Here is a 2,867-nt window from a genome sequence, read left to right on the forward strand (position 1 = left end):
GACGATAGCAAACCTTAAAACCTGGAGGATCCTGCACACCGACTACCGTCGACCGCTATCCACCTTCGCCGACACGATCAGCGCCGTAATCGGACTACATTTCTACCGAGCAGCGTGAATAACCCTCCATGGGACGTTGCACAGCAATCGATTGGGGCACGCTCACGCGAAACCGCCCTCCAGCACCTCGTGGATGGTCACCATCGGTTGCCGTGGCCGGTCTCCTGGCTGACGGGTCAGCGTGCCCGCTCCGCCTTCCCAGACACACGAAGGAATCCAGTGGCTTCCTGCCGTACGCGGCAGGGATGGAGCGAGAACATCCCCGATCACAGTGGCGAGGGCCGCTCCGGACTTGCAACCCCGCACAAGCGGTTGCACACCGGTCTTCCCGAGCACCACGGCCCCGTCACCGTAACCACCGCACGAGAGCGCCTACAAGGCTCATCAGATGATGAGATAATTCACCCCGGATTACCGAGGCCACCCGGAACTACCAGCACGTTGACCCCGACGCCCGATCCCGAGGAGTCTTGTCGGTTGCGCCGCACGGAGCCACGTGACGGCGCCGTCAGGAGGATGAGATCCATGCCAGTTCCGACTGAATCCAGCTGCGGCTGCGGTCCAGAATGTAAGTGCGGCTGCCAACAAGGTGGCACATGCAAGTGCGGCAAGAAGGACTGACCCGACGACCAACGCATTCACCAGCCCTTGACCACTGACCTGCCCGCCACTGACGAGGGCCCGCGCTGAAGCCGGAGGTGCTGGCCACCATCACCGAGGTGGTGACCGGTCTTAACCACTGGGCGACACCTGGGGCGCGACTTCGGGCCCGAGATGGCAAGACCGGTGGCGGTGAGTGACGTGCTCCTGATCAAGTGCCAGCCGGGGTAGAAGGCACATAACGACCGATACCGCGCGGGTCAGGCCAGCTCGTCGACACCGGCGGACGCACACCTTCCTTCAGGTTGGAGGGTAGGGCTCACGCTCCGGTCCAGCAGCCCATGATCGCGATGGCCACAGTGTGGGCGACGGCGGCGGGATTGAGCGACCAGCGACCCAGGGTGGGTGGCAGATTGGCCGCGTCGACCAGGAGCACCTTGGTGTCCTTGCGTGCGACCACTGAGCTTGACGTTTAACCTGTTTGCTGCTTCGTCGTGCTCGCGCTGGTGTCGGTTCTGCTGGTCTTTCCGACGGTGTGCTGGGGTGCGTGGTGTTTGTTCTTCGAGCCGGGTGGGCGGCCGGGGCCGGGTCGGGAGGGTTTCGGTGCGCTGGCCGGGGTGGAGGTGGTCGCGCGGAGGTTCCGGAACCCGCGGCGGACCCGGGCGGGGGTCATTCGTCCTGGTGGAGCGGCTTTCTCCCAGGGGCGGCGCAGGTCGAGGGCCAGTGGTCGGGCGAGGCGCAGCTGGGTGTGCGCGGCGATGATCAGCCAGGTCCAGCGGTCCGCGGCGTGCGGGGTGCGGATCTTCGGGGCGGTCCAGCCCAGGGTCTGCTTGAATAGCCGGAAGGTGTGTTCAAGATCGAATCGGCGCAGGAACGACTGCCACCACCGGTCCACATCGGCGGCAGTGGCGCCGGTGATCGAGGACCACAGCCAGACCGGCTTGGGGTCGCGGTCACCGGGCAGATGGGCGACGTGCAGCCGGATCAGGGTGCCGGCGATGATCGGCAGCTCGCCGTCGTGATCGGCCCAGCAGCCGCGGTGGGTCAACCGCGGATGCAGCCGGTCCCAGCTGGTCGCGGTCGCCGTGCCGTACCGGGTGGTCTCGGTGATCGTGGTGTGCGCGGGCTCGGGCCAGGTCGCGGGCTTGCCCAGCGCGAACTCCGGCCCATGCCGGGGCGGGCGGCCGGTGGCGCCGGGTGGGCGGGGCGGGGTGGGCAGGCGCAGGACCCGATCCGAGCGCAGCCGCCCGAGCAGCTCCACGGGCAGGTCGGCCAGCACGAACGCCAGCCGGGTGATGTCATAGCCGGCGTCGGCGACGATCAGGATGTGCGGGTCGCCGTCACACCAGTGACCGGCAGTGATCAGCCGCTCGATGACCGCGCGGAGCTGCTCGGCGGTGACCGCGGTGGCCTCATCGGCCGGGCCGAGACGGACCGCGTCGAGCAACGCGGTCCACGACGTCCGCCCGGGCTCGAGGGCCGCGACGAAGGAGTAGGGCCAACCCGGGATCATCTGGGCCTGGCCCTTCCCGCGGCCATAGACGTGGCAGAACAGCCGGTCCGCGCTGGTCGGGGCATTCGAACGCAGCCACGGGGAGACATCCACCGCGAGCACGATCCGCCCGTCCACGGCCCGAGGCAGCGACAACGAGGCCAGCGACCGCCGCAGCCGCTCCGGTTCCACCCGGCCGTGGCCGAGCGCGTCGTACATCGCGCCGTGCCCGCGACGATGCTCGGCCACCAGCGTCAGATCCACCAGCGAACGGACCGGCCCGTCAGCACACAGCACCGCGTCGGTCAACTCGAACAACGCATCCGCCCGCGCGGTCAACGACCCGTAGAACTCTGCCCGGAACCGAGCAAGATCACCCCGCCGGGCCGCGGTCATGTCCTGGTCCGGGACACCCTCGTGCGCCACACTGACCACCACGGCCACCGTCTTCCGTCTTCGAGCTCTGTGGAAGGAACCCGAAGAGGATCAAGCGGTGGCCGTGCCATGTCCCGCCGACACGCCGACGAACAGCGACAATCGCCCTCCGCCGCGCACGGCGAGGTTAAACGTCAAGCTTAGATGACCACTCCCGGCTCGCGGTGGGCTACCGGTTCGGGTTCGCCGAGGACACCGTGCGCCTGGCCGCCGCGCTGGAACCCGCGCTGGCCAGCAGGGGTGTTCCGGCTCACGCCTACGTCGATAACGGGTCCGCGTT

Annotated in this window: 2 protein-coding genes and 1 riboswitch; both genes read right to left on the reverse strand. The window is 68.1% G+C overall.

The window, feature by feature from the left end; translation table 11 throughout:
* Window positions 1-196: 196 nt before the first annotated feature.
* Window positions 197-415: riboswitch (cobalamin riboswitch) on the reverse strand.
* A 564-nt stretch (window positions 416-979) separates the two neighbouring features.
* Complete coding sequence (locus VGJ14_06505) at window positions 980-1,120, reverse strand: hypothetical protein (GenBank protein ID HEY2832058.1); 141 nt, start codon at window positions 1,118-1,120, stop codon at window positions 980-982.
* Between the two features lie 12 nt (window positions 1,121-1,132).
* Window positions 1,133-2,596, reverse strand: a complete 1,464-nt coding sequence (locus VGJ14_06510; protein ID HEY2832059.1) for an NF041680 family putative transposase — start codon at window positions 2,594-2,596, stop codon at window positions 1,133-1,135.
* Window positions 2,597-2,867: the final 271 nt, after the last annotated feature.

The sequence above is a fragment of the Sporichthyaceae bacterium genome (genome assembly GCA_036493475.1).
In the GTDB taxonomy this organism is placed as follows: domain Bacteria; phylum Actinomycetota; class Actinomycetes; order Sporichthyales; family Sporichthyaceae; genus DASQPJ01.